The following is a 25,969-nucleotide window of genomic DNA, read 5'->3' as shown; positions in this document are numbered from 1 at the left end:
CTGTGGAGTGGGGCGCCATTCGATGACGACCGCCGATCCTGCACTTCGCGCGTTTGTCCAGTCACTGCCGAAGACGGAAACGCATCTTCATGTGGAGGGAGCATTGCCCTACGAGCTGCTTCGCGCGTGGAAGCCCGAGGCTTATCCCGAGGCGCCGGCATTTCATTCACGCAGCCATCGATTCGCCTCCTTTCCCGAATTTGAGGAAACACTGCTGAACCATGCGCTGCCGTGGTTCACCTCAGCCGAACGCTACCATGAGGCCATGCGAGCGATCTTTCGGAAGCACGTCGCGGGCAACGTGCGGTATGTGGAAACGTCGTTCCATCTTCCAGTGACGCACTATATCGGGGTGCCCGGCCCGGAGATTGTGGCGGCGATCCGGGCTGCGGTTCCTGCGGGGATGGAGGTGCGGATTTTTGCCGGCATGCTTCGTTCGGACTACGATGGTCCCCTTCGGGCGACGATCGATGACCTCGAGAATTGGGAGGGACTCGCCGGAGTTGACCTTCACGGATTCGAGCAGGTTCCGACGCAGGCCTGGACCGCGAGGATTTGGGAACGAGTGAGGGCCGCCGGGAAGGTCACAAAGTGTCATGCAGGCGAGTTTGATGGCGCGGCACGCGTGCGCGAGGCCATTGAGGACCTTGGCGTTCGACGGGTTCAACACGGTGTGCGAGCGATTGAGGATCCGGCGGTGCTGGCGCTGGCGCGCGACACGGGAACGACCTTTGACATGTGTCCAATCAGCAACGTCCACCTGAAGGTGGTGCCATCGATACGCGAGCATCCGCTGCGCAGGTTCATGAATCAGGGAATTCGTTGCACGATAAGCACGGATGATCCCCTGATTTTCGGGAATTCCATTGCAGACGAATATCTGGCCCTCGCGTCTCAGGGAGGCTTTTCCCGCAATGAACTGGCCGCGCTGGCCAGGGCAGGCTGGGAGGTGGCGGACTTGCCAGAGGATCGGCGAAGGACCGAGATCGCGGAGATCGAACATGTCCTCCTGTCCGCGGAATCGGGACGGCCTTGAATTGACGCTCACTGGAAAAGGGAACGGTCCAGTCCGCGGTATTGGATCGCCTCGAGCAAGTGCTGGTCTTCGATCGCTTCGCTGGCGGCAAGATCGGCGATCGTGCGGGAGACCTTGAGAATGCGGTCGTAGGCGCGCGCGGAGAGGCGGAGCTCTTCCATGGCGCCCTGAAGCAGATCTCCCTGGCTGGAAGTCAGGCGACAGTGCTGACGGATCTGTGCATGATTCATCCGGGCGTTTGATGTCGTGCGGGAACCCTGGAAACGGTCATGCTGACGCCTTCGGGCGGCCTCAGTGCGCAATCGGATCGCCGATGAAGGCTCACCTTGAGTGTCCGTACGCAGTTCTGAAAGCGTCAGTGCAGGCGCCTCGATGTGCAGATCGATGCGGTCGAGCAAGGGACCACTGATGCGTGCCCGGTATCGCTGCACTTGAGTGGGAGTGCAGCGGCATTGGTGGCGTGGATCGCCGAGGTAGCCACAGGGGCAGGGATTCATGGCCGCAACGAGCATGAAGGCGCAGGGCAGGGTGACCTTTCCCGCACTTCGCGAAATGGTCACCTGTCCATCCTCGAGCGGCTGTCGCAACACCTCCAGCGCCGAGCGTTTGAATTCAGGCAGCTCGTCAAGAAAGAGCACACCGTGGTGAGCGAGGGAGATTTCCCCGGGACCGGGAATCGAGCCTCCGCCAAGCAGTGCAACGTCAGAAACGGTGTGATGAGGGGAGCGAACAGGTCGCCGCCCAAAACCGACTCCTCCTCCGGCAAGTGTTTGACCGGCGGCAGAGTGAATGCTCAGGACTTCGAGAGATTCATCCTGCGTGGGCGAGGGCATGATTGAAGGAATGCGTTTGGCGACCATTGATTTCCCCGAGCCCGGTGGACCGAGGACGAGCAGGTTGTGATTGCCGGCAACGGCGACCTCCACTGCGCGCCGCAGCACATGCTGACCTTTGACCTCCGAAAAATCGCCGGGGCTGTCATTGCATCCGCTGGAAAGAATCTGCCTCGCATTGCCGGGGTTCACAGGCTCCAGGTGGATCTCTCCGTTCAGAAAGCGAAATGCCTGGTCGAGAGAAGCGATCGCGTAGACCTCAATGCCGTCAACCAACGCCGCCTCCATGGCTGAGGTTGCCGGCAGGAGGAGACCTTTCATTCCCAGTTGTCGCGCCATACGGCCCATCGCAAGGGAACCGCGCACGGGCCGGGTTGCGCCTGACAGGCTCATCTCACCAGCAATCAGAAAATTCTGAAGTGACGCACCGACAAGCTGTCCGGTGGCGATCAGCAGTCCGATGGCGATGGGGAGATCGTAGCATGGGCCTTCCTTGCGAATGCTTCCCGGAGCAAGATTGATGGTCGTGCGCGACCAAGGCATCTCGAATCCGCTGTTGACAACCGCCGAGGAAACGCGGTCGCGCGACTCCTTCACGCTGGTGTCCGGAAGCCCGACGAGAATCAGGTCGGGCGTTCCAGCTTCCCCAGTGTTGACCTCAACATGAACGAGCTCAGCATCGATCCCTTGAAGAGCCGCGGATTTTAGGGTGGCGAGCATGGAGCGTATCTGAATGGAATTTCCCGTGTGAGCATCACAATCTAAGAAGAATTGCAGTATTGCCTTATCAAGCCAAATATGCATTTAACTGGCATTAAATAGTGGTTATATGGTTATTGGCGTCACGGGAGGAATGGGGTGCGGGAAGTCGACGGTTGCGCGGCTTATGGAAGGCCGTGGTCTTGCACGTTTGGATTCTGATGAAGTGATTCGCAGTCAGTTGCTTGTAAATGAACAGATTCTGGACTCATTGGTGTGCTATTTTGGCTCGATGGTCTTGTCGGAAGATCGAGCTGTCCGCCGCAGTTATCTCGCACTCCGAATCTTTGAAAATGATGCTGACAGACAATGGCTTGAAGAACTTCTGCTTCCGAAGTTGTTTTCGATATGGCGAAAAATGCTTCGAGAAGACCGTACTCGGGACTGGGTGTTCGAAGTTCCACTCCTGTTTGAGAAACAACTCGAAAATTGGTTTGATTTCACCCTGTGCGTCTCCAGTACTCCCGAGAACCAGTTGATTCGGCTGGAGAAGCGCGGAATGACCCGGGCGCATGCCGAACTTCGCATTTCCAAGCAATTGCCCTTGGCCCGTAAAGTGGAACTCGCCGACTTTGTAATCGGCAATGACGGCACATCTGACTTCCTGCGACTTCAAGTCGATGCGCTCGTAGGTCAGCTCGGGATTCGCGTCTGACGGGCGGAGTAGCTGTCCGGTTCGAATTCATCCTAATTTCTAGACATACCATGGAAAAATCTTCCAAGGCTCGATCATCAGATTCTGCGGTGCAAAAGCCCAAACGCCCCCGTGCGAAAACAACCCGGGCCGCATCCGTAAAAGCACCGCGCAAGCGCGCGAAATCGGTGGCTGCCACGGCCGAGCTGCCGCTTGAGCCTGCTGCTGGACAATCCAGTCCTCCCGAGCCGGTCATTGAATCCGTTGTTCGCCAGCAGGCACCTGACAAACGCGAGGAGCGTCCGACTGAACGGGAGGTTTTTATTCCGAACTCTCCTCCTCCGGGGAGCAGTCCCCGCTCGCGCGACCAGGACGCGGCTGGCGAAGACAAGACAGCCGCGCCGGACGATGCGGGATCGGAGATGGCTGCTTCCCAAAGCGCCCGCAGTGAGTTGGATGCACCGACGCCACCGTCCGCCGCACCAGCCGCTGACGGCGAGAATCTGCCAGACAATGGGCAGCGCCAGCCCGCGAGTTTTCCAAGCCGGGAATTTCGTGGTCGCGACTATTGGAAGCAGCTCAAGAAGGAAAAGCGAAACAAGCACGGCAAGCCCTGGCAGCAGAACTCCAATGAGCGGGGGCCCCAGCACCCATCGCAACCACCTCCACCCAATCTTGCGCCCAAGCTGGGTGATCTTCCGGACCCGAGCCGATTTGCGGATCTTGCGGCGCTCGAGCAACGGGCGACGGAGCTTTCGCTAGGCGAAGGTGAACCGATACAACTGGATGCCCTGTACGCGTTGACACTCGCGGACTTGACCGCGTTTGCTCGAAAGCTCGGTGCGACGGTAGAGGGGCAGCAGCCGCGGCGGACGCTTCTAAGCGAGATCTTCAAGACTGCTGCGGAACAGAAGCGTGCGATCCGCGATCGCGGCTGGCTCGATCTCTCGGACCGTGGCCATGGCTTTGTCGTGCACTCGCACGTCAGCTATCGTTTGTATCCGGAAAGCTCCTATGTGCCCGAGGCCCTCGTCAAGCGCTACGGCCTGAAACGCGGGCATGCGCTCGAAGTCCTGGTCCAGGCGCCCATTGGTGAGGAACGGTGTCCGGCAGCGGTAAGGATCGAACGCGTGATGGGCGGCGCTCCGGAGGAGGCCAACAGCGTCACGCCCTTTGAAGAGCTGGTTCCCTACTATCCGCTTCAACGGATCCTGCTCGAGGCGCCGGAAGTGCAGAAGGACATTTCAATGCGCACGGTGGACCTGCTGACTCCGGTCGGATTCGGACAGCGCGGGTTGATTGTGGCCCCTCCGCGAACCGGAAAGACCGTGCTGCTTCAGAACATCGCCAATTCGGTTTCGGAGAATTTTCCCGAGGTCAAACTCATCCTGCTCTTGATCGATGAACGACCCGAGGAGGTGACGGACTTCAAGCGGCACACGAAGGGAGAAGTGGTTTCCTCGACGTTTGATGAAACGCCGGAGAGTCACGTGCACTGCGCGGAAATGGTTGGGGAGATGTCGCGACGCCTTGTGGAACGCGGCCAGCATGTTGTGATTTTGCTGGATTCGATCACCCGTCTTGCGAGGGCCTACAACGCTCTCGCGTCAAATTCGGGCAAGATCATGTCGGGAGGCATGGAGGCGACAGCTCTCCAGCGCCCCAAGCGCTTTTTCGGCGCCGCCCGCAACATTGAGGGCGGAGGGAGCCTGACGATTCTGGCCAGTGCGCTGATCGATACCGGCAGCCGGATGGACGAAGTCATTTTCGAGGAATTCAAGGGAACGGGAAACATGGAGCTTCATCTCGACCGCGGACTATCCGACAAGCGGATTTTCCCGGCGATCAACATGCTCCGATCCGGCACCCGCAAAGAGGAGCTCATATACCATCCGGACGAATTGCAGCGCGTTTATGGTCTGCGGCGCACCATGCAGGGCATCGGTCCCGTTGAATCGATGGAAATGCTGATACAGCGGTTGAAGAAAACGAAATCAAACGCTGAGTTCCTCATGAGCTTGGCCAGATAACTGGGAACCATGAAACCCGCCGTCACCTTCTCCTCATGAAAGGTGACGGCGAGTTTCTCGTTCGGGCAGCCCCAATCGGGTCGGGAGAGTTGCTGGGGAAGAAGGATGCATTTTCAGATCGAGTAGGCGTTGGGGAACCCTCTGCGTCACCAGAATCAAGATGCGAAGATGGCCCGCCGGCCATCGCTTGGTCGCAGGCCGAGTCACTTGCCCATGCCTTCGGACTTCCTGTCGCCCTCAGTCTTTCGCGTGGTTCTGTGGCCATCGACGCCTTGGATCGAATGCCCGCCGATTTCGCGCGGCGCAACCAGGTGGTTCCTATCGAAGCCGGCCGCAGCTTCTTCAGATTTGCGATAAGCAATCCTTTTGACCAGAAACGGATCGACGCTGTTCGCGAGTTGGTAGGAGTCGAAATCGAGCCCGTCCTGGCACCAGCCGCGGAAATCGAGCGGGCCATAGCCGAGTTCTATGATATTGAATGCAAATCGGTTGGAGAGGAGGCCGGACCGGGGCCTGCTGAATATGTTGAAATGGGTTTGGGGGACGTTCCCAAGTCAGAGGGGCTGTCGGAAGGAGGACTAAGCAACCTTGAGGATGAGCCGATAAGTGAGCTGGTGCGCAAACTATTCACCGACGCCCTGGACCGTCGCGCCTCGGATATCCATTTGGAACCGTTGGGTTCGTTCGTGCGCATCAGAAATCGAGTGGATGGTGTGCTGCATGAAGTGGGCAGGACCTCAGCGACCCAGTATTCGTCCATCGTGGCGCGCATCAAAATCCTTTCGCGTCTGTCGATTGCAGAACGGCGGCGTCCGCAGGACGGACGTCTGCGCCAGGAGTACAAGGGAATTCCCGTCGATTTAAGAGTCTCGGTCATTCCCACGACGCACGGAGAAAGTGTCGTCATGCGGATGCACAATGACACCGGTTCGAATCTGGGCCTTTCCGATCTTGGTTTTGATCGAACCAGTTTGGATGCGTGGAGTCGCCTGACTTCAAGAGGGGACGGATTGCTTCTGGTCACTGGACCCACGGGATCCGGAAAGTCCACCACGCTCTACGGCGTGCTGAACTCACTCAATGTGCCCGGACGAAAAATCGTCACGGTGGAGGACCCCGTCGAATATCAGATGCAGGGGATCAATCAGGTGCCGGTTCGTCCGGAAATCGGCATGACATTTGCCCGCGCCATGCGGGCGCTTCTTCGTCAGGCGCCAAATATTCTCATGGTCGGAGAGATCCGGGATCGGGAGACTGCAGACCTCGCGGCCAATGCGGGGATGTCGGGGCATCTTGTCCTTTCCACACTTCACACCAACGATGCCTGCGGAGCGATCACGCGACTGCGCGATCTTGGAGTGAAACCCTTCATGATTTCCGCAGGCCTGAAGGGTGTGCTGGCCCAGCGGCTGGTGCGCCGGATTTGCCCCCACTGCCGGATTCCGCATGCACTTTCGCCAACAAACCCTCGCGTCACCGAGGGGCTGGACCATGGGCGGGTCAGCATCCGCGCGTTCAAGGGCGCCGGATGCGACAAATGCTCTGGTTCGGGCTATTCAGGGCGAATCGGCTTGTTCGAGCTGCTGGAAATCGATCCTGGGATTCATGAATCCATTCACGATGGATCAACCGAAGCGCAATTGCGCGCACGCTGGAGGAACCGCGGAGGACGGACTCTCAGGGAGGATGGCTTTGCAAAGGTCAACGAGGGACTGACAACGCTGGAGGAGGTGTTGTCGAACACCTGATGACGAAAAAATGACGTGAAGGAATTATGAGCTATGAAATGAACGATCTTCTCGAACTGGTCGTGGATCAGAATGCCTCTGACCTCCACTGCCAGGTCGGCCAGCCTCCAACCCTGCGCATCAGTGGAAGCATGGTGCCGATCGAGGGACCCAATCTCGGACCGGACGACACGGAAAAACTGGTCCTTTCCATCGCCCCGGACAACCACGTTCAGAACCTGAAGCTCAACGGCGGTTCAGACTTTGGTTTCGCCTATATGGATCGGGCGCGTTTTCGCGTCTCGATACTCAAGGCCAAGGGAAGCTACGGCCTGGTCCTCCGCCAGATTCCGAACCGCATGTTCGGACTGCGTGACATCGGTCTGCCCGATCGGATCAAGGAACTCCTCTATCGGCCGCGCGGCCTGATCCTGGTCACCGGGCCGACCGGATCGGGCAAATCCACGACACTGGCGTCGATGATCAACTACATCAATGAGCATCGCGACGGGCACATCATCACGATCGAGGATCCGATCGAATACTATCATCCCCACAAGCAGTGCATCGTGACGCAGCGTGAGATCGGTGTCGATGTGCCGTCGTTCTCGGAGGCGATCCGGCGCGCGCTGCGCCAGGACCCGGACATCATTCTCGTGGGTGAAATGCGCGACCTGGAGACGATCGAAGCGGCGATCAGCGCCGCAGAGACCGGTCACCTCGTCTTCGGCACGCTGCACACGAACAGCGCTGCAAAGACGATCGACCGCATCGTCGACGCGTTTCCCGCCAACATGAAGGAGATGATTCGCACACAGCTCGCTTCCTCAATCGTCGCGGTCATTTCCCAGGTGCTGTGCAAGAAGACGGGAGGCGGGCGCATCGCGGGATACGAGATCATGATCAACACCACGTCGATCGCCTCGCTGATCCGCGAAAACAAGACCTTTCGGATCACCTCCGACATTCAGACCGGCGCGAATCTTGGAATGATCACCATGGACACGCACCTCATGAGTCTGGTGAACCGCGAGATGGTCTCGCCAGACGAGGCGATGGAAAAGGCGCAGGATCCGATAACGATGAGGGAAAAGCTGACCCAGCTCGGCTTCAAGCTTCGGGCTCTCTAGCGCCCGGGCCGCGCACTCATCCGATGGCGAAAAGGCAATCAGGGTCCACCGCCCCTGCGCATGACGGCATTCTGTCGACAAGGTCCGTCGACTTCGGGAATGCACAAACGGAGCGGGCCGCATCCACGTTGCGAGCTCAGGTTTCCGCTGTGGCGGAAGGCGGATCGGATGTAACGATCTGGCTGCGGCAGACGCTGGAACAGGCGGTTCGCGATGGTGCATCGGACATCCATTTCGAGCCTTTCGAATCCCTCGTCTCGGTGAGAATGCGCGTGGACGGCGTCCTTCGGCCGATTGCCAGGAAACCCATCTCCTGGATGGCCCTGATCGCCTCGAGAATCAAGGTGATGGCAGACCTCGACATCGCCGAGTGCCGCCTGCCACAGGATGGGCGCATAGCATTCTCAGTCGATGGCCGTCCGGTGGCCCTGCGGGTTTCGACAATTGCCACGATTTCCGGTGAGTCGATCGTGGCGCGCATCCTCGACCAGCGAAATTCGCTGCGTGGACTGGAATCACTGGGAATGTCGTCAGACGCTCTCGCGGGATTCCGACAGTGCCTGAAATCGTCCCATGGTCTGGTTGTCGTGACGGGCCCCACCGGTTCTGGCAAGACGACGACGGTGTACGGAGCGCTGGCTGAGCTTGGTTCCGCTCGACTCAAGATGCTTTCCGCCGAGGACCCTGTGGAATACGATCTTGAAGGTGTCATGCAGGCTTCGGTCAGCGCGGTTGCGGGTGTTGATTTCGCATCGCTGCTGAGGTCCTTTCTTCGCCATGATCCAGACGTCATCATGGTCGGCGAAATGCGCGATCCTGAAACCGCTCGAGTGGCGGTCCAGGCGGCGCTGACGGGGCATCTTGTCATCACGACGCTCCACACGCCGGACTCTGCCAGTGTAGTGGCAAGAATGGTGGATCTGGGCATCGAGCCCTTTCTCATTGCTTCGGCGCTTGTCGGCGTCCTTGCGCAACGCCTTGTGCGGCGTCGGTGTTCATCATGCGCACCGGATCAAGGCGGTTGCGCCCAATGCCTGCATACCGGATTCAACGGCCGCCTGGGCGTACATGAATTTCTCTGTGTTGACGACGGCATCCGAGAGTTGATCGTGACGGGGGCGTCTGCGGCACGCCTGCGCGAAGCCGCACTGCGGAATGGCATGCGCACGCTTCGAGAAGCGGGCCTCGAAGCCGCGAAGACGGGGATTGCATCCCTTGAGGATGTGCTTGCGGTGACCGCCGACTAGATTTCCCCCGCGCGGATGCAGGCGACTTCACGGCCGTCGTAGTCCCTGAGCGGTGGGAATGCGGCCTTGCAGCGCTCCTGGACGTATGGGCAGCGGGGATGAAAGGCGCAGCCGCGGGGTGGGTGAATCGGGGAGGGAGGGTCGCCGGGCAGAACAATGCGACGCCTTGCGCGTTCGACGTCAGGATCAGGAATCGGGATGGCGCTCACGAGGGCCCGGGTGTAGGGATGCTGCGGGCGCTCGATCACGGTGGCGGCATCGCCGAGTTCGACGATCTTTCCCAGGTACATGACGGCCACGCGATCGGAGATGTGCTTTACGACGGACAGGTCGTGCGCGATAAAAATCAGCGTGAGTCCCATGTTGCGCACGAGCTGCGCGAGCAGGTTCAAGATCTGCGCCTGGATCGAGACGTCGAGGGCCGACACCGGTTCGTCCGCAATGATCACACTGGGGTTCAGCGCAAGCGCGCGTGCGATGGCGATTCGCTGCCGCTGCCCGCCGGAGAACTCATGCGGGTACTTCTGCATGAAACGCGACGCGAGCCCGACGCGCTCCATGAGTTCGGCAACACGCTTCGGAGCCTCGGATGAACTGCAGATTCGGTGGACCAGAAGCGGTTCGGCCAGCATGTCAAAAACCGTCATCCTGGGATTCAGCGATGCATAGGGATCCTGGAAAACCATCTGCAGCCCCTTTCTCTCCGCGGCGAGCTGCCTCGGCGAAAGTGCTGAAAGATTCCTGCCTCCGAGCACGACGGTGCCCGCCGTTGTCGGAAGCAGCTGAAGTATGGTTCTTGCGAGTGTCGACTTTCCGCAGCCGGATTCACCCACAAGCCCGACCACCTCACCGCGTGCAATTTTGAGGGAAACGCCGTCCACTGCCCTCACGGCGCCCACCCGCCTGCGGAGGAGAAAGCCCTTGTGTATGGGAAAGTGGGTCTTGACGTCGTTGAGCTCCAGAATCGTTTCGGCCATGATGTGTGGTGATCGACGTGGATTGAGTGTCACGGAAATCAAATCTCCCCATCCTGCACGCGAATGCAGGCCTGCTGGTGACCAGGTGCGCATTCAACGAGGCGCGGTTCGCGCTCGAGACACTTTGGGCGCGCGAAGGCGCAACGCGGAGCGAAGGAGCAGCCGGGAATCGGTTTCGAGAGATCCGGTGGCATGCCAGGGATGGTGAAAAGCTCCGAACCCCTGGGCTGCAGGGAGGGAATGGACTTCTGGAGCGCCCGCGTGTACGGATGGCGTGGCTGATGAAAAAGCGTTCGTGTGTCCGAGGTCTCCACGATCCGACCCGCGTACATGACCTGCACCCGGTCGCAGAGTCCCGAAACCACGCCGAGATCGTGGGTGATGAAGATCACCGCCATGTTGAATTCCTTCTGAAGCCGCTTGATCAGCTCGAGTATCTGCGCCTGCACAGTGACGTCCAGGGCTGTGGTGGGCTCGTCCGCGATCAGAATCTCCGGCTGGGTGACAAGCGCCATGGCGATCATGACTCGCTGGCGCATTCCTCCCGAGAACTCATGCGGGTAGTAGTGAATCCGGCTCGCCGCATCGTTGATTCCAACCGCATCCAGCATCCGCAGGGCGCGGTCAAGCGCCTGACTGCGCGAGATGTCCTGGTGAATCAGGAGTGGTTCGATCAACTGATCGGAGATCCGAAGGTAGGGATTCAACGAGGTCATCGGGTCCTGGAAAATCATCGCGATGCGCTTCCCACGGATTCCCCTGGCTTCCCGTGGAGAGCACCGCAGCAGGTCCACGCCGTCGAAAAACGCTGTCCCGCCCTCGATGCGACCGGGAGGCTGCGGAATGAGCCCCATGAGCGAGTAGCAGGTCACGGACTTTCCCGAGCCTGATTCCCCAACGATGCCAAGCGTCTCGCCCGCCTCCAGGGCAAAGCTCACACCATCAACCGCGCGATAGACGCCGCTGCGAGTGTGAAAGTAGGTGCGAAGCTCGTTTACCGACAGGAGAGGCACGGAGATGGGTTAATTCAGACCAGCACGGTGCTCGATTGGCGCATCAGCAACGAAATTCTCACTGCCGGGGGAGGCCGAGCAGGGTGCGCACCTCTGCCACCACAGCATCCACTTGAAGCAGCTCAAGCGAGCCGCCCCCTGTGGGCGGGCATTCGGGAGGCTGCAAAATGCGTACTGGAGAACTGAATACCGGACCCGTGCGCAATGGATTCGTTGGACCAAAGAGACCGATGACCGGCACGCCGAAGGCGTTCGCCAGATGCATTCCTCCGGTGTCGTTCGCTATGAGCAGACGGCAGGTCTGGAGTCGTTCGATGAACTGCCTGAGGTCAGTCCGGCCGGCGAGATCTTCGACGCGATCGACTGGAAGTCCTGACGCAACCGACTCAGTGATGACGCGATCCGCGATGGTGCCGAAAAGGATGAAAGACTGCCCGGGCAGCGCTTCAATCAATGCGCGCCAGTGCCGCACCGGCCAGCGCTTCGCCGGGAGATTCTCCGAACCCGCGATGAGGCCGATGGGTCCGTGTCCTGGCTCGGAGCGCGCGACAACCGGCCGGCGATCTGGTGCGGCGCGCAATCCAAAGTGTCGAAGAAAATTCTCCCAGAGCGCGAGCTGATGCATCCGCGCCTCATCGTGTCCGCCATCCAGCTGAAATCGGTGCGTGAGCCGGAATCGGGGTCTTCCGGGCCGCTCAATGCCAAACCGCTGGGGTGCCTTTGTAAGCCAGGCTTCGAGGTCACCCCGGAACGAATTTGTGAAGAGTATGCAGACGTCAATGTACCGCTGGCGAAGTGCGCGGAAATGCAGCCAGTAGCCGATGCCGCGCGGAGGGAGGGGTTCGTAGTGATCAACGACACCGGCCGCCTCCATCAAAGGGAGAAACGCCGCCTTTCCAACGAGCGTGAGCTCGGCATCCGGACGGGAAACCCTGAGGGAGCGCAGCAGCGGAATCAGCATCACCACATCGCCGAGCCAGTTTGGAAGGCGCACCAGAATCCGTGTCTTCCGCGGAAGCCTGCGCCACTGCCGGAACTCGATCTCGGCGTCGAGCAGGTTTCTCCGCGCTTCGAGCCTCAGTCGATTTTCCGGCCGGTCCTGCGTCCGCCAGCGATTGTGCATCCAGAGCCAGGACGCGCAAAGATCATCCTCGGTTTTCAACCTTTCCTCGAGCCACTGGTTGAGGCCGAGTGTGACCGCAGTGGAATTGTCGCGCCGGGGCAGGAGATCGGCGTGGATCTCGGCTCGCCAGAATCCGAGGCGCCGGGGGAACACGGCCACCACCCTGGCGGAGAATTTCTCAGTCCAGAGACCGGGAAGTTCGCTGGTGGAGCAGATGCGGCCAAGAAAGGTGGTCAAGGCGCCCTTGTCGCCGGCATTTTGATCGAAGAGCAAAGCGACAATGTTTCCCCTCCTGAGGATTCTCATGGCCTCGGACATGCCGTCGCGCCTTGAGAGAAGGCGGGCGCCAAAACGCTCGCGTGAGCGGGTTACCCATGCGTTTAGCGCGGGATTGTCCAGCGGGCGGAAAATCACGCCAAGCTCCGGCACGGGAGGCTTCCGGTCAAGCGACACGGCGGTGAGTGCTTCCCAGTAGGCCAGGTGCACGGTGCAGATGAGCGCAGGGAACGGTTTCCTGGCGTGTTCGGAAAGGAATTCGTCGATTTCCGGACTGAGGGTCACAATTCGGCGCAGGCGCCGGTCATCGAGAAAGGGCATGGCGCAGGCGAGCAGTCCGGTCTCGATCATGCGCCGGCTCGACCGGCGCCCGATTTCTCGACGCCAGGCCTCCGGTCTCTCCGGAAATGCGTGGTGCAGGTTGCTCAGGACTATGCGCCGTCGTTTCCGCAGCATCCAAAAGATCATCTCACCCAGACCGCTGGAAAAAACGTGCAGGCAGCCCTCGGGAACATGTGCAATGGTCCAGCCCAGGGTCTTGATCAAAAAGAGGAGCACGAGACGGGAGGATATGGCGGTTGCGCGGCGCGAGGCGCAGCAAGAGCAAAGGATTCGGCCGGCGGGTTAAAGGCGGAATTTTTGTCTTGATGCCTCAGGTGGATGGGGCGGCTGCATTTGTCATTGCGAAGCCCCGGGGTGGGATCCAAGCCTGCGAGGCGGACAACATGCGCTTGCTGGTGATCAAGACTTCCTCGTTGGGCGACATCATCCAGGGGCTGCGCGTTGTGGCGTCCCTTCGTGAGCAGATTCCCGGTCTGCACGTCACCTGGATTGCACGCGATGCCTTTGCCGCGATTGTGAGGAGCTGCACGGTGGTGGACAAGACGATCTCCTTCAAGCGGCGTCCGCTTCTCGCGGGATTGCGTCAGGTGTTTCGGGATCTGCGCGGGCTTCGCTTCGATGTGGTGATGGACATGCAGGGTCGGTATTACACGGGCTTCATCACAGGTCGGGCGAAGGCGCCGCGGAAGATCGGGCGGAAGGACAGAAGGGAGGGGGCGGGATTTTTCTACACGGAGCGGGTGGAGCTTCCTCCCCAGGGAAAACGCAGTCATGCGCTGGCGATCCTGCTCGAATTCTGCCGCTCCGCCGGCGTCGCTGCGCGCCTGCCGAAAGCCGTTGAATTCAACTCGGATGGCCTGCGCCTGCCGGACGAATGGCGTTCATTCCCAAAGGAAAATCTGATCGTCTTGTTCCCTGATTCACGGCGTGAAGAGAAATGCTGGCCCGGATTCCCCGCGCTCACCGACGCCCTGCTTGCGGCATCCGGTGATTTTCATGCAGTCTGGGCCGGTGATCGCGCCCTGACATTTTCAGGTGAGAATGCGACCAGCGCGCGATTCCTCAATCTGACCGGGAGATTGGCCCTGGAGTCGTTGAGCGAGATCCTGAAGCAGGCCGCGTGGGTCATTGGCAATGACAGCGGTCCCCTGCACCTCGCGGCGGCCCAGGGCAGAAAGGTGCTTGGGATCTATGGGCCGACCGATGTCGCCATGTACGGCCCATACCCGCCGAACAATGGCACCAATTTCTCGGTCTCCGCTCCAAATGGGAATCTGCGCCTGGTCACGGTGCGTGAGGTCATGGGTGCTCTCAAGCAGGCGGACCCCCGGTTTTTCGGCGCGATATAGCCAGGTGCACGCTCAAGGGCGGAAACCTTGCGGACCCTGCGCCAACGATCGACATTAGCCATTCATGACAAGAATAGTGTGTTCAAATCCGACGTTTCATGGTTTGGCGTAATTCCCATGCTCGATCCCAAACTATTGCGTGAATCGCCCGATCGCGTCCGTGCCGCCATCGCCCGGAAGCATCTCGATGTTGACGTCGATGCCGTTCTCGAGCTTGACGCCTCGTGGCGTGCGCTGGTTCAGGAGGTCGAGTTGTTGCGCTCACGCCAGAAGTCGGCCAACACCGAAATGGCGGCGCTGAAAAAGGGTTCACCCGAGTTCATCGCAAAAGTGGCCGAAATGAAGTCCGTGTCAGCCCGGACAAAGGAGAAGGAGTCGGAGCTTGCGCTGGCGGAGGCGGCGGTGCGCCAGGCGATGCTGACGCTGCCGAACATTCCGCATGCGAGCGTGCCCGAGGGCCGCCTGCCTGAGGACAATCAGGTGTATTCAACTCATGGTGACGTCGCATCCGTTTCACCATCCGCACGGCCTCACTGGGAGATTGCCGGATTCGACCGTCTTTTCGATTTCGGGCGCGGGTCCAAAGTGACCGGGGCGGGTTTTCCGTTTTATGTGGGCCAGGGGGCGCGTCTGGTGCGTGCACTGCTTCAGTTCTTTCTCGAGGAGGCTGGCAGGGCGGGGTATTTGGAGGTTGCTCCACCCATCTTCGTGAATGCGGCGAGCGCCACGGCGACGGGCCAGCTCCCCGACAAGGAGGGGCAGATGTACGAGACCGTGCACGATCATCTTTATGCGGTCCCGACGGCGGAGGTTCCCCTCACGAATTTTTTCCGGGATGAGATCCTTTCGGCTGATGACCTGCCGGTCTATCGCTGCGCGTACACCCCGTGCTTTCGCCGGGAAGCGGGGAGCTATGGCAAGGATGTTCGCGGATTGAATCGACTCCACCAGTTCGACAAGGTGGAACTGCTCAAATGGGTGCATCCGGACACCAGCTATGACGAACTCGACAGGCTGCGGGACGATGCGGAGAGCCTGCTCCGCAAACTTGAGCTGCCCTACCGCGTGCTGCTGATGTGCGGGGGCGACCTCGGGTTTGCGCAGGCGAAAAAGTACGATCTTGAGGTCTGGGGTGGTGGCCAGAAGCGGTGGCTGGAGGTTTCCAGCTGCTCCAATTTTGAGAGCTTTCAGGCGCGGCGGGCGCAAATTCGCTATCGCTCGAAAGAGTCGGGGCGTCCGGAGCTGGTTCACACCCTCAATGGCTCGGGACTTGCCGTGCCTCGGGTGCTTGCCGCCCTGCTTGAAAACAACCTGCAGGCGGATGGCCGGGTAAGGCTGCCGGCGGTTCTGGTTCCTTATTTCCGCGAAGAGTTTGTCAGATTCGACTGAGACCGCAGGTCTTTCGGAATGCCAGCAAGACGCTCGTTCCGACGAAATTGGAGGGAGGCCGCTGAACGCCTTGCGGCTGTCGTGCCTTTGCATCGGCTGCACCCCGAGGTACTTGAATGGGCCGAAGGACGAAGTCGTGCCGCTCGAGGGCCTTGGTGCGTGGCGTTTTCCGGCGGGGCTGATTCCCTTGCCCTGATGCTGCTTGTATGGGCGCACTGGCCGCTGCAGCGGTCGCGTCTGGCCGCCCTGCATTTCAACCACCGCCTTCGCGGGGCCGAATCAGGGGGTGATGCGCGTTTCTGTCGATCGGTGTGTGCCGGCTTGGGTGTCAACTTTTTTACCGACTCCTGGCGGCGACCAGATTCCGACGGTCTGCGTGCCAGCGAGGCCGGCGCGCGTGAAGCCCGTTTTCAATTCTTCCGGAAGCAGCAGATGCGCTTGGGCGCAAGGGCGCTTTGGCTCGGCCACCAGAAGGATGACATCGCCGAATCCATGTTCATGCGCCTTGCCCGAGGGAGCGGATCCGCCGGGCTGGCGGCACCGCGGCCGGTGCAGACCATGGGCCGGCTCCGGACTCATGTCCGCCCGTTGCTGACACTTTCCAAGACCGAAATCGAGCAGGCCCTCGCATCGATTTCCGCGCCCTGGCGCGAGGACTCAACGAACGCCAAGAGCGAGCATTTTCGAAATCGCGTTCGCAAACGTGTCATGCCAGCATGGAGCGAGGCGGCCGGTGGCCGCGATGCGATGTCCGGCGCTGCATTGACACGCACACTTCTCCAAGAGGATGACGATGCGCTCGAGCTGTGGGCGGACCGGCTCAAGGCCCGGCGCGGCTTGACCGTTGATCTGCGCGCCTTGACAGGCGCGCCCCGGGCCGTGGTGCGCAGGGTATTGCAGCGGTGGCGACAGGCGCTCGCGGACAGGGCAGGGGACCTTTCCCGCCAGGGTTTCGAGGCGCTGCTGCTCGCGGTGGAGAAGGGGCTGCCGACACGGATGAGCATGGGGCGAAAGGGCTTTGCTGAGATTCGCGATTTTCGCCTCAGCTATCGTGAAAAAGTGACGAAAGCGCACTGACCGTGCGTTTTCGCCGGCAATGGAATTGATGCTGCCGATTTCCACAAACGAAACCGACTCGCACCAATTGACTTGCGGCTCGGGAACCTCTAGCTTCCCTGCATAGTCCCAAAAGCTGTAAATGTCCGATTCCGAAAACAAAAACAAGCGGCGTCCGCTCAAGAACCTGCCACCCGAACGCTTTCAACCGAAAGTCATGGTGATCTGGCTCTCGATTGTCGCGGCGGTTCTCGCACTCTTTTTCCTCAATCCCAGCAACGGCAGATCGTTTGCCTCCATCAACATCCAGAAGGTGGTGGAGCTTGCAGAGTCCGGGCAAGTCCGCGAAGGATTGATTCAGCGCGACGGTTCCGGAGGGGGGGACTATGTCGTCATACGGGGTGAAACTGTCGAACCCATACTGACAACGGAGACGGGCAAGACGCAGCACTTCCGGGCGTATGGTCGACTGACCGATGCGAATCTGGAGCGCCTGCAGAAGTCCGGAAAATTCACCGAACCGCCGTCGACGACCCTCCTGGCCACACTGGCCACGAACATCATTCCGTTCGTCATCATCATTGGCCTGCTTTATTTTCTTTTCGTGCGGCAGTTGAGAAATGCCGGTCGCGGCGCCCTCAATTTCGGCAAGAGCAGGGCGAAGCTGCTGACGCGGGATCGGGAGAAGGTCACATTTGCCGACGTCGCGGGCTGCGATGAGGCAAAGGAGGAGGTTTCTGAGGTTGTTGAATTCCTCAAGGACCCGAAAAAGTTCACGCGCATGGGCGGCAAGATCCCGAAGGGCATTCTCATGGTGGGTCCGCCTGGCACGGGCAAGACCCTGCTGGCCAAAGCGGTGGCTGGCGAGGCCGACGTGCCGTTCTTTAGCATTTCCGGTTCGGACTTTGTCGAAATGTTCGTCGGTGTCGGTGCCAGCCGTGTTCGCGACATGTTCGAACAAGGGCGGAAGAACGCCCCGTGTCTGATCTTTATCGACGAAATCGATGCGGTGGGTCGCCAGCGCGGAGCCGGTCTTGGCGGTGGCAATGACGAGCGTGAACAGACGCTGAACTCGATGCTCGTTGAAATGGACGGCTTCGACACCACCGAAGGGGTCATCATCATTGCCGCGACCAATCGCCCCGATGTGCTGGACTCGGCGCTGCTGCGGCCGGGCCGGTTTGACCGGCAGATTTATGTGGATCTTCCCGACCTCATCGGTCGTGAACAGGTGCTCCGCGTTCATGCGCGCAAGATCACCCTGGCCGAGGATGTCGATCTGAGTGTGATCGCCCGCGGCACTCCGGGCCTTTCCGGTGCCGAACTGGCCAATCTTCTCAATGAGTCCGCGCTGCTTGCCGCCCGCCGCAACAAGAAGAAGGTGGAAATGCAGGACGTGGACGATGCCAGAAACAAGGTCTTGTTTGGACGTGAGCGCCGCAAGGTGATGGATGCTGACGACAAGAAGGTCGTCGCTTATCATGAGGCGGGCCACGCCTTGGTGAGCGTTGTCATTGATGACGACTCCATGCCTGTTCACAAGGTGACCATCATTCCGCGTGGACGTTCACTGGGAAGCACGATGTACATCCCAACCAAGGACACCTACAATTATGCCAAGAGGAAAATGCTCAACCGGCTCGCAACACTGTTTGGTGGACGAATCGCAGAGGAAGTTGCGCTTCAGGATATCACCAGCGGCGCGTCCGGCGACATAGAGCAGGCGACAAAGCTGGCGCGTCACATGGTCTGCAACTGGGGAATGAGTCCATTGGGACCGATTTCCTACGGCGAGAACCAGGACACCGTTTTCCTGGGGAGGGAAATTACCCGCTCGCACACCGTCTCGGAGGAGACCGCGCGTTTGATCGACACCGAGGTCAAGAAGATCGTGGATGAGACCTATGCCCGTGCGACGAAGATCATTCTGGATCATCGCGTGGCGCTCGACAAGATTGCTGAAGCGCTCCTGACGCACGAGACGATCGAAGGTCGCCACGTCAAGGAAATCGTGGAGTTCGGCGAAATCCGGTCGCCAGTGGTTCAAGAGGCGATCAACCCGCCGGTGGCAAAGCCTGATGATCGCGGTGCCAAGAAGACACAGGAGAAAGTCTTGCCGGAGCCATTGGGCGGTGCGGCTCCGGCTCCGCATCCCGCCTAGACATGCGTTGGCGGCCCGAAGGCGGACTTCCTTGAAGTCCGCCCTTTTTATTGAGCCGCCGGATGTGCCGATTGACTTGCGGTGACGTATTGCGCTCAAACGACTGACAAGAACCGATGAAAATCTGCTGCATAGGTGCCGGCTACGTTGGTGGGCCAACGATGGCGATGATTGCAATGAAGGCCCCGGACATTTCTGTCACCGTGGTCGACATGAACGCCGCGCGCATCGCCGCGTGGAAGTCTGACGTTCTGCCCGTCTATGAGCCGGGGCTGGATGATGTCGTCCGCCAGTGCCGGGGGCGCAATCTGTTCTTTTCGACGGATGTCATCGGGAGCATCAAGGCAGCCGATTTGATCTTTGTGGCGGTCAATACGCCAACCAAGACCTATGGAGCGGGAGCCGGACGGGCGGCGGATCTTCGTTACATCGAGTCGGTTGCGCGGACAATTGCCGAGGCGGCGGATTCACCGAAGATCATCGTCGAAAAGTCAACGATACCCGTCAAGACGGCTGAAACGATCAAGGACATCCTGGCTGCAAGCGGTCGCGGGCTGGTCCATCAGGTCCTGTCGAACCCCGAGTTTCTTGCGGAAGGCACCGCCATTGCGGATCTGATGTCACCGGACCGGGTTCTGATTGGAGGGGAAAAGACAACCGAAGGGAGTCGTGCGGTACAGGCGCTCGTGGATGTCTACGCAAGGTGGGTGCCGCGGGAGCGAATCATCACGACCAATCTTTGGTCGTCGGAACTTTCGAAGCTCGTGGCCAATGCGTTTCTTGCCCAGCGCATTTCGTCGATCAACTCCATCTCGGCGCTTTGCGAGGCGACGGGGGCGGATGTCGATGAGGTCGCGAACGCGATAGGCAGGGATTCGCGCATTGGCCCGAAGTTTCTGAAGGCGAGCGTTGGATTTGGCGGCTCCTGCTTCCAGAAGGACATCCTGAATCTGGTTTATTTGTCCGAGCACTTCGGACTGCCGGAAGTTGCCTCATACTGGGAGCATGTCGTGCGCATGAACGACTGGCAGAAACGCCGCTTTGCATTGAAGATTGTCCGCACACTGTTCAATTCCGTGGCCGACAAGAAAATCGCCGTTCTGGGCTTCGCCTTTAAGAAGGACACGAACGACACCCGTGAATCCGCGGCGATCAGCGTTGTGAAGGACCTTCTTGCAGAGCAGGCTTTCGTGGCGGTCTATGACCCGAAGGTGACTCCGGAGGAAATTCGCAGGGAGTCACTGGGATCCAACGGAGGCAGTGAAAGGCTTCATGTCGCGAACTCGGCGCATGATGCCGCCGACAAGGCGCATGCGCTTGTGGTGGTGACGGAGTGGGATGAATTCAAGGCGCTGGATTTCCGCCGGATTTTCGAATCGATGCAGAAACCCGCCTTTGTCTTTGACGGACGGAATATTCTGCCCCACTCGGAACTGAGGGCTCTCGGATTCCGCGTGTTCGCCATCGGCAAGTGATCAGGGATTCATCCTGCAACGCAACCGCGCCACGGCCTGCCTGCTCGATTCACAGCCCGAGTGGAGTCAAGTACACCCGCGGAACCCGCTTGGTGATCGAGGTCAGCGTTTCCCAGGGAATTGTGTCTGCCCACTTGCTGAACTCCCCGAGCGTGATCTCCTCGTTCAGCTGCCGGCCGACGAGAACAGCCTCATCACCGGCAATGACCCCGGAAACATCCGTCACGTCCACCACGGTTTGATCCATCGTGACGCGTCCCAGGATGCGGCAGCGCATGCCGCGGATCAGGACGCGGCCACGGTTGCTTGCGGAGCGTGAAAGACCGTCGGCATATCCCGCACAGACTATCGCAACCTTGGAATCGCGCTCCAGCGTGCAGGTGCGGCCGTAGCTGATGCTTGTGCCAGCGGGAAGTCGCTTTACCAGGCCGACTTTTGTCTTGAAACTGAAGACTGGTTCCGCGCGGACGGAGGAAAGCAGTGAACCTGCACAGGGGAGAATGCCAAATTGGAGCAAGCCGATGCGCACGGCGTTGAAAGGTCCTGCCGTCTCGATGCTTTCGAGTCCGGCACTATTGTCTGCATGGATGAAGAGCGAGGCGGGATTGAGCCCCTTGCAGCGCCCGAGCGCCGCCACCAGACGCCGGCGTTGTTCGGAGGTGAAGACCGGGTCGTCGTCCGAAGCGGCGAAGTGAGTGAACACACCGGCCAGCCGCACATCCGGAGTTGCCATGATTTCGTCGTAGAGGGCGGGAGCGTCCGGATGCCAGACGCCGAGGCGTCCGGTGCCTGTGTCAATCTTGAGATGCACTTCGACCGGACGCCCGGTTCTTCTGCCCGCCGCGGCCAGTCTTCTGACTTCGTCGGAACTTGACACCGTGGCGGTGAGCCCGAACTCGGCCACATAACGATCCTCCTCGGAAATCAACGGGCTCAGCAGCAGGATCGGCCAGCCCGAGCCCAGTTCGCGCAGTGACATCGCCTCGGTCAATGTGGCAACAGCGAAAAGATCGGTACCGGCGTGCATGAGCCGGGCTGCGGCATGGTGCAGGCCATGGCCGTAGGCGTCGGCCTTCACCACGGCGACATAGCGCATGTGCGCCGGGAGCGATGCCCGGATCGCGTGGAGGTTTCCCTCAAGTGCCGCGAGATCGATCTCGGCCCAGCAGCGCAGCGGCAGGCGGGATGCACCAGGCTGATTCATGACGGTGCGCGGTGAATCGCCGGCGACCAGGTTGCATACCGCGGCTGCTCATGAGAGAATGCGTCTGGTGCCGATGATTCCATGAGAAGCGGGACTGTCATCGTGGCGGCCAGCAGCCGTGGAAGATCATAGTCGACGACTTGCGTGCCAGGCGGAAGCTTTGCCCATGTCCTGAAGTGCTCCGGTGTGACGGAGTCTCCCGTCGATTGATGGGAATGGGGAATGCGGGCGATCGGCATGACGGTGCCAGCGGCGCCGATTTCGACAACGTGCCAGGATTCCCGACGAGCATCGGCGATCACCCGCACGCTCCTTCGATTTGGCGCCAGCGCATGCGCGACGAGATCGAGGCTTCGATAGTGGTAGGCGGGCCGCTGTCGGATCGCCTGCCAGGTGCGAATGGCCGCGGCAGCCGTTCGGATTCCCAGGATTGATCCGGGACCTTCGCAATAGATGAACGCATCAACCACCTTCAATGGGTTTCCCAGTTGCTCCATGCAGGCAAAAATCCCCTGGCCGGCGTCTGCCTGCATCCGAGACCATGAGTCCCGTCCATTCGCGCGCAGAAGTCCGACTTGAACCTCCATCGACGCAGCATCCAGCACAAGGATGGCACCGTGGAGAAGCCGGAGGTTTTTCAGCGTATGCATTCGACAGAACGCGACCAAACCGCCGGCCTGCATCCCGTGCAAGCGTTCAGAATACGGCATTGACCGCCCTTCATTGGCTTTGCAGCGTCAACGATTCTTCAAACAAACCTTTCACGCACGCTCTTCCCTGTGAACACCGCAGTCCAAGATCAGTCAATTACTCGCAAGAACCTTGTTGTAACGCTTGATGCCGGCGAGGTCTCGTCCAAATACGCGGCCGTTGTCGCCGAATTTTCTCGTGCTGCGAAGATCCCTGGCTTTCGCCCTGGCAAGGCGCCCATCGCCGTGATTGCCAAGCGTTTTGAGAAGGACATCGAGGGGGAATTCAAGCAAAAGGTCCTCGCGGACGCGTATCGGGAGGGGCTGGCCCAGAGCAAACTTGACATCCTGAATCTGGTCAACGCGAAGCCGGGTGACATCGAAAACGGCAAGCCGGCAGAGGTGACCTTCTCGGTTGACGTGCGCCCGGAGTTTTCGCTGCCCGACTATTCCGAGCTGACCACAGAAGTGGGCGGCACCGAGGTGTCGGATGCGGAGGTCGACCAGGTCATTGAACATCTTCGCAGCGAACGCGCCGATTTCAAGGTGGCGGACCGCCCATCCCGGAAGGGAGATTACGTGAAACTTGCCTATGATGGAACTGTCGACGGCAAGGCCATCCTTGAACTTGTGCCGGAGAAGCAGATTTACGGAAAGGTCCCGCAAACCTGGGAGGAAGTCGAAGGCGAACAGGAGGGATTGATTCCAGGACTTGGCAGACAACTGGCCGGAATGCGCGCGGGCGACAAGAAGGATCTCTCGATCCAATTCACTCCGGAGTTCTCCGCAGCTCCCGCCCTTGCCGGCAAGGCAGCGGTTTATGCAGTGGAGATCCTGGAGGTGCGCGAACGGGTGCTTCCCGAGATCGATGATGAATTTCTCAAGACGCATCAGGCTGAGAATCTGGATGCATTGAAGTCGGGCATCCGTGGAAACCTCACGATGCAGAAGGAATTTCAGAACAAGACGGAGCAAAGGCGCCAGGTGATCGACGCGTTGCTTCAAAAGACCGACTTTGAGGTTCCTTCCTCCTTGGTTGACGCCGAAACGCAGAATGTCCTGCGCCGTTTCATCGAGGAGAACATGCGCCGTGGAGTCGCTCAGGAGCAGTTCGAAAAGGACAAGAAGGAGCTCTACGAGAGTGCGCGGCGTTCAGCGACCTCGCGCGTCAGGAGCCAGTTGATCCTTTCCAAGATTGCTGAAAAGGAGGAGATCAAGGTCTCGGAGAACGACATCAATCAATACATCATTCAGGAGTCGCAGCGATCCCATATCGCCCCTGACAAGCTCCTGAAGCAGCTATACGGCAATCGCGATCAACTGCGCTCCATCCATCAGGACATCATTTTCGACAAGGCGGTTGAATTCCTTGTATCCAAGGCTAGGGTGGTGACGAAGACCTAACGTCCATTGCACGACTCCTTGTGAGCTCCTACTACATCCCTTACGTCATTGAAAACACCGGCCGCGGCGAGCGGTCGATGGACATCTACAGCCGCCTGTTGAAGGATCGCATCATCTTCATTGGCACTCCGATCGACGATGGTGTCGCCAACAGCGTCATCGCCCAGTTGCTTTTCCTGCAGATGGAGGATTCCAAGAAGGACATCCACATTTACATCAATTCCCCGGGTGGCATCGTGACGGGTGGGATGGCGATCTACGACACGATGAATTTTCTGCAATGTGACATCGTCACCTATTGCATCGGGATGGCCGCCAGCATGAGCACCGTGCTGCTTGCAGCCGGAACCAAGGGAAAGCGGTTCGCCCTGCCGAACAGCAGGGTGATGATCCATCAACCCAGTGGTGGAGCAGGCGGGCAGACCGCTGATATCGCAATTGCCGCACGGGAAATTCTCCGCTGGAAGAAGACGCTCAATGAAACGCTGGCCAGGCACACGGGAAAGACTGCCGAGCAGGTTGAGAAGGATTCAGATCGCGACTATTACATGACCGCTGAAGAAGCGAAGGCCTACGGTCTGGTCGATCACGTGGAGGCTACCATGCGCGATGCCAGCAAGATCGCGGCAGCGGTCTGACGAATGGCATCACAATCCCGTAGTCATCAGCGGGATTTGAGTCTGGTATTGTCCGGCCCGAGATTTCAGCGCCTTCGGGTTTGCAAGCGGATCAACTGATGGCTAGCTGTGTCGATGAACAGGCGATTCGGCTCATAGCATTCTTAAACGAGCAGTCAAACCACGCAACTCCATGGCAAAATCATCCCGCATGACGCTTTGTTCCTTTTGCGGAAAATCGCAGGCGGAGGTCAAAAAAATCATCGCCGGCCCCGGGGTGTATATCTGCGATTCCTGTGTCAGCGTCTGCAAGACGATCATAGACCGTGAAGTGAAGCAGCCTCCATCGGAGCCGAAGCCTTCCTTTCGTCTGGTCAAGCCATCTGACATCAAGCGAACACTGGATGATTACGTCATCGGTCAGGATCACGCCAAGAAGGTCCTGTCGGTTGCGGTCTACAACCATTACAAGCGCCTGATGTTCGATTCCGGTCAGTCGCCGAAGGACTCGACGGCGCTTTCGCCGGAGTTTGATGGTGTGGAGGTCGAGAAGAGCAACATTCTGCTCGTGGGGCCAACGGGTTCGGGCAAGACGCTGCTCGCTCGTTCGCTCGCAAAAATTCTGGATGTGCCGTTTGCCATTTCCGACGCAACGACTCTGACCGAGGCGGGTTATGTGGGTGAGGATGTGGAAAACGTCGTCCTGCGCCTGCTTCAATCGGCGAATTACGACGTGAAGCGCGCCGAGTGCGGAATTGTTTACATCGATGAAATCGACAAGATCGGCCGCAAGACCGAGAATGTGTCGATCACACGCGACGTGTCCGGCGAAGGAGTCCAGCAGGCGCTGCTCAAGATTCTCGAAGGCACCGTGTGCAACGTCCCCCCCCAGGGTGGGCGGAAGCATCCGAACCAGGAGTATGTGCAGATCAACACGCAGAACATCCTGTTTATCTGCGGTGGTGCGTTTGTCGGCCTCGACGCAATAGTCCAGCGTCGAAGCGGCCAGCGCGGCCTCGGCTTCAATTCCATCAGCAAGCAGCTGGACGCGACGCTCAGACCGGAGGTCCTGATGCGCGAACTGGCGCCCGAGGACCTCATCCGGTTCGGAATGATTCCCGAATTCATCGGTCGCCTGCCAATCGTTTCCGTGCTCGATCAGTTGAGTGAAGAGGATCTCGTCCGCATTCTGCTCAAGACCAAAAACGCGATCGTCAAGCAGTACTCGAAGCTCTTTGCCATGGACGGTGTCCGTCTGCGATTCACCTCGGACGCGGTCAGGGCGATCGCCCGCAAGGCCATCGCGCTCAAGACCGGTGCGCGCGCGCTGCGTTCGATCATCGAGGCGCTGATGCTTGAAGTGATGTTTGATCTCCCGCAGAGGGACGACATTGCCGAGGTTTCCATTGATGCGTCCGTCGTCGCGGGAAGACGCCGCCCGATACTCCGGCGTGCGTCGAAGGCGGAAGCCAAGCAGGACGCCGCCTAACGGGTTTCT

General features: G+C 59.6%; 20 protein-coding genes. 14 read left to right on the top strand and 6 right to left on the bottom strand.

What is annotated here, in order from left to right; genetic code table 11:
• Window positions 1-22 precede the first annotated feature (22 nt).
• Entirely contained in the window at window positions 23-1,036 is a 1,014-nt protein-coding gene (locus HS122_00350; GenBank protein MBE7536847.1) for an adenosine deaminase, read from the top strand.
• 8 nt (window positions 1,037-1,044) lie between these two features.
• On the opposite strand, the gene HS122_00345 is transcribed toward HS122_00350, so the two are convergent.
• The gene (locus tag HS122_00345) at window positions 1,045-2,589 is read right to left on the bottom strand and encodes a YifB family Mg chelatase-like AAA ATPase (protein MBE7536846.1); all 1,545 of its coding nucleotides are present in this window, start codon (window positions 2,587-2,589) and stop codon (window positions 1,045-1,047) included.
• Window positions 2,590-2,698: 109 nt separating this feature from the next.
• Between HS122_00345 and coaE the strand changes: the two genes are divergently transcribed.
• The 5 genes from coaE to HS122_00320 all read left to right on the top strand — a co-directional run bounded on the left by coaE (window position 2,699) and on the right by HS122_00320 (window position 9,396).
• Window positions 2,699-3,283, top strand: coding sequence for a dephospho-CoA kinase (gene coaE, locus HS122_00340; protein ID MBE7536845.1), 585 nt, complete (start codon window positions 2,699-2,701; stop codon window positions 3,281-3,283).
• A 50-nt stretch (window positions 3,284-3,333) separates the two neighbouring features.
• Window positions 3,334-5,292 carry a transcription termination factor Rho gene (gene rho, locus HS122_00335; GenBank protein ID MBE7536844.1) on the top strand — a complete coding sequence of 653 codons (1,959 nt, stop codon included), beginning with the start codon at window positions 3,334-3,336 and terminating at the stop codon, window positions 5,290-5,292.
• A gap of 35 nt (window positions 5,293-5,327) precedes the next feature.
• The gene (locus HS122_00330; GenBank protein ID MBE7536843.1) at window positions 5,328-7,040 is read left to right on the top strand and encodes a type II/IV secretion system protein; all 1,713 of its coding nucleotides are present in this window, start codon (window positions 5,328-5,330) and stop codon (window positions 7,038-7,040) included.
• Window positions 7,041-7,066: 26 nt separating this feature from the next.
• Window positions 7,067-8,149 (top strand): type IV pilus twitching motility protein PilT, encoded by a 1,083-nt coding sequence (locus HS122_00325; protein ID MBE7536842.1) that lies wholly within the window; start codon window positions 7,067-7,069, stop codon window positions 8,147-8,149.
• Between the two features lie 128 nt (window positions 8,150-8,277).
• Entirely contained in the window at window positions 8,278-9,396 is a 1,119-nt protein-coding gene (locus HS122_00320) for a type II/IV secretion system protein (protein ID MBE7536841.1), read from the top strand.
• Here HS122_00320 and HS122_00315 read toward each other — a convergent pair.
• From HS122_00315 to HS122_00305, 3 genes are read right to left on the bottom strand one after another with little or no spacing between them, the layout of a single operon-like run.
• Entirely contained in the window at window positions 9,393-10,373 is a 981-nt protein-coding gene (locus HS122_00315) for an ATP-binding cassette domain-containing protein (protein ID MBE7536840.1), read from the bottom strand. The two genes, HS122_00320 and HS122_00315, sit on opposite strands and share 4 nt — an antisense overlap.
• Window positions 10,374-10,411: 38 nt before the next feature.
• The gene (locus HS122_00310) at window positions 10,412-11,386 is read right to left on the bottom strand and encodes an ABC transporter ATP-binding protein (GenBank protein MBE7536839.1); all 975 of its coding nucleotides are present in this window, start codon (window positions 11,384-11,386) and stop codon (window positions 10,412-10,414) included.
• Window positions 11,387-11,444: 58 nt separating this feature from the next.
• Window positions 11,445-13,343, bottom strand: coding sequence for a hypothetical protein (locus HS122_00305; GenBank protein ID MBE7536838.1), 1,899 nt, complete (start codon window positions 13,341-13,343; stop codon window positions 11,445-11,447).
• 89 nt (window positions 13,344-13,432) lie between these two features.
• Here HS122_00305 and HS122_00300 point away from each other — a divergent pair, with 89 nt between their 5' ends.
• The 5 genes from HS122_00300 to HS122_00280 all read left to right on the top strand — a co-directional run bounded on the left by HS122_00300 (window position 13,433) and on the right by HS122_00280 (window position 20,557).
• Complete coding sequence (locus tag HS122_00300) at window positions 13,433-14,476, top strand: glycosyltransferase family 9 protein (protein MBE7536837.1); 1,044 nt, start codon at window positions 13,433-13,435, stop codon at window positions 14,474-14,476.
• A 117-nt stretch (window positions 14,477-14,593) separates the two neighbouring features.
• On the top strand, window positions 14,594-15,865 hold the full coding sequence (gene serS / locus HS122_00295) for a serine--tRNA ligase (GenBank protein MBE7536836.1): 1,272 nt from the start codon (window positions 14,594-14,596) through the stop codon (window positions 15,863-15,865).
• An 18-nt stretch (window positions 15,866-15,883) separates the two neighbouring features.
• Window positions 15,884-16,942, top strand: coding sequence for a tRNA lysidine(34) synthetase TilS (gene tilS / locus HS122_00290; GenBank protein ID MBE7536835.1), 1,059 nt, complete (start codon window positions 15,884-15,886; stop codon window positions 16,940-16,942).
• Window positions 16,943-17,063: 121 nt separating this feature from the next.
• Window positions 17,064-19,082, top strand: a complete 2,019-nt coding sequence (locus HS122_00285) for an ATP-dependent zinc metalloprotease FtsH (protein MBE7536834.1) — start codon at window positions 17,064-17,066, stop codon at window positions 19,080-19,082.
• Between the two features lie 116 nt (window positions 19,083-19,198).
• The gene (locus HS122_00280) at window positions 19,199-20,557 is read left to right on the top strand and encodes a UDP-glucose 6-dehydrogenase (protein MBE7536833.1); all 1,359 of its coding nucleotides are present in this window, start codon (window positions 19,199-19,201) and stop codon (window positions 20,555-20,557) included.
• A gap of 49 nt (window positions 20,558-20,606) precedes the next feature.
• Here HS122_00280 and alr read toward each other — a convergent pair whose 3' ends face one another.
• Entirely contained in the window at window positions 20,607-21,761 is a 1,155-nt protein-coding gene (gene alr, locus HS122_00275; protein ID MBE7536832.1) for an alanine racemase, read from the bottom strand.
• Window positions 21,758-22,411 (bottom strand): peptidase M22, encoded by a 654-nt coding sequence (locus tag HS122_00270; GenBank protein MBE7536831.1) that lies wholly within the window; start codon window positions 22,409-22,411, stop codon window positions 21,758-21,760. Before HS122_00270 ends, alr begins: the two co-directional genes overlap by 4 nt.
• A 129-nt stretch (window positions 22,412-22,540) precedes the next feature.
• Between HS122_00270 and tig the strand changes: the two genes are divergently transcribed.
• From tig to clpX, 3 genes are all read left to right on the top strand, one after another.
• Window positions 22,541-23,854 carry a trigger factor gene (gene tig / locus HS122_00265; protein ID MBE7536830.1) on the top strand — a complete coding sequence of 438 codons (1,314 nt, stop codon included), beginning with the start codon at window positions 22,541-22,543 and terminating at the stop codon, window positions 23,852-23,854.
• Window positions 23,855-23,874: 20 nt separating this feature from the next.
• Complete coding sequence (locus tag HS122_00260) at window positions 23,875-24,492, top strand: ATP-dependent Clp protease proteolytic subunit (protein ID MBE7536829.1); 618 nt, start codon at window positions 23,875-23,877, stop codon at window positions 24,490-24,492.
• Window positions 24,493-24,664: 172 nt separating this feature from the next.
• Complete coding sequence (clpX, locus tag HS122_00255) at window positions 24,665-25,960, top strand: ATP-dependent Clp protease ATP-binding subunit ClpX (protein ID MBE7536828.1); 1,296 nt, start codon at window positions 24,665-24,667, stop codon at window positions 25,958-25,960.
• Window positions 25,961-25,969 lie beyond the last annotated feature (9 nt).

This window comes from Opitutaceae bacterium, from assembly GCA_015075305.1.
Taxonomy (GTDB): domain Bacteria; phylum Verrucomicrobiota; class Verrucomicrobiia; order Opitutales; family Opitutaceae; genus UBA6669.
Note: the sequence above shows the minus strand (reverse complement) of the source record. Positions and strands in the feature narration are given on the sequence as shown.

Bases quoted from the DNA above. Each gene is read 5' to 3' on its own strand.
- HS122_00345 (MBE7536846.1), bottom strand. From the start codon at position 2,589: ATGCTCGCCACCCTAAAATCCGCGGCTCTTCAAGGGATCGATGCTGAG.
- alr (MBE7536832.1), bottom strand. From the start codon at position 21,761: ATGAATCAGCCTGGTGCATCCCGCCTGCCGCTGCGCTGCTGGGCCGAG.
- tilS (MBE7536835.1), top strand. From the start codon at position 15,884: ATGCCAGCAAGACGCTCGTTCCGACGAAATTGGAGGGAGGCCGCTGAA.
- HS122_00315 (MBE7536840.1), bottom strand. From the start codon at position 10,373: ATGGCCGAAACGATTCTGGAGCTCAACGACGTCAAGACCCACTTTCCC.
- HS122_00330 (MBE7536843.1), top strand. From the start codon at position 5,328: ATGAAAGGTGACGGCGAGTTTCTCGTTCGGGCAGCCCCAATCGGGTCG.
- HS122_00300 (MBE7536837.1), top strand. From the start codon at position 13,433: ATGCCTCAGGTGGATGGGGCGGCTGCATTTGTCATTGCGAAGCCCCGG.
- clpX (MBE7536828.1), top strand. From the start codon at position 24,665: ATGGCAAAATCATCCCGCATGACGCTTTGTTCCTTTTGCGGAAAATCG.
- HS122_00285 (MBE7536834.1), top strand. From the start codon at position 17,064: ATGTCCGATTCCGAAAACAAAAACAAGCGGCGTCCGCTCAAGAACCTG.
- HS122_00350 (MBE7536847.1), top strand. From the start codon at position 23: ATGACGACCGCCGATCCTGCACTTCGCGCGTTTGTCCAGTCACTGCCG.
- coaE (MBE7536845.1), top strand. From the start codon at position 2,699: ATGGTTATTGGCGTCACGGGAGGAATGGGGTGCGGGAAGTCGACGGTT.
- HS122_00280 (MBE7536833.1), top strand. From the start codon at position 19,199: ATGAAAATCTGCTGCATAGGTGCCGGCTACGTTGGTGGGCCAACGATG.
- serS (MBE7536836.1), top strand. From the start codon at position 14,594: ATGCTCGATCCCAAACTATTGCGTGAATCGCCCGATCGCGTCCGTGCC.
- HS122_00325 (MBE7536842.1), top strand. From the start codon at position 7,067: ATGAGCTATGAAATGAACGATCTTCTCGAACTGGTCGTGGATCAGAAT.
- rho (MBE7536844.1), top strand. From the start codon at position 3,334: ATGGAAAAATCTTCCAAGGCTCGATCATCAGATTCTGCGGTGCAAAAG.
- HS122_00270 (MBE7536831.1), bottom strand. From the start codon at position 22,411: ATGCATACGCTGAAAAACCTCCGGCTTCTCCACGGTGCCATCCTTGTG.